The sequence below is a fragment of the Streptomyces sp. URMC 123 genome (assembly GCF_051386515.1).
GTDB lineage: Bacteria > Actinomycetota > Actinomycetes > Streptomycetales > Streptomycetaceae > Streptomyces.
In genome coordinates, this window is the sequence record NZ_JBPQTV010000685.1 from 1 (window position 1) to 611 (window position 611).

Below are 611 nucleotides of genomic sequence, written 5' to 3' on the forward strand. Positions count from 1 at the left end.
AGGAGCTGTACGCGATCAAGGGCCTGCCGCCCAACCTCCTCGCCGTCCCCGTGGGCTGCCCCTTCAACCCGCGCTGCCCGCGCGCGAGAGACGTCTGCGTGTCCGACCGCCCGCCGCAGTACCCCGTCACCGGCGACGGCGGCTCCCCGCTCCCGGGGCGCACCAGCGCCTGCCACTTCTGGAAGGACGAGCTGCATGCCTGAGCCGACCCAGCGGGTGCCCCGGCCGGCCGGACCGGTGGCGCGGCCCGCCCGCCGCGAGCCGATCCTGGAGGTGCACGAGCTGGTCAAGCACTATCCGCTGACCCGGGGCGTGCTGGTCAAGGCGGAGGTGGGCGCCGTACGGGCCGTGGACGGGGTCTCCTTCCGGCTCGACCGCGGCGAGACCCTGGGCGTCGTCGGCGAGTCCGGCTGCGGCAAGTCGACCCTGGCCCGGCTCCTCGTCCAGCTGGAGCGCCCGACCTCCGGCGAGATCCGCTACAAGGGCGAGGACATCACCCGGCTCTCGGGCGCCGCGCTCAAGGCCGTGCGGCGCAACATCCAGATGGTGTTCCAGGACCCGTACACCTCGCTCAACCCGCGGATGACGGTGGGCGACATCATCGGGGAGCC

Annotated in this window: 1 protein-coding gene and 1 pseudogene; both read left to right on the top strand. The window is 73.5% G+C overall.

Annotated features, from left to right (window positions below):
- Window positions 1-203 (top strand): annotated as a pseudogene (locus tag ACSNOD_RS31625) (methionine ABC transporter ATP-binding protein); the annotation flags it as partial.
- Window positions 196-611: ATP-binding cassette domain-containing protein (locus ACSNOD_RS31630; protein ID WP_436770508.1), on the top strand; the 416-nt coding region annotated here is incomplete at its 3' end. The pseudogene ACSNOD_RS31625 and the gene ACSNOD_RS31630, both read left to right, overlap by 8 nt.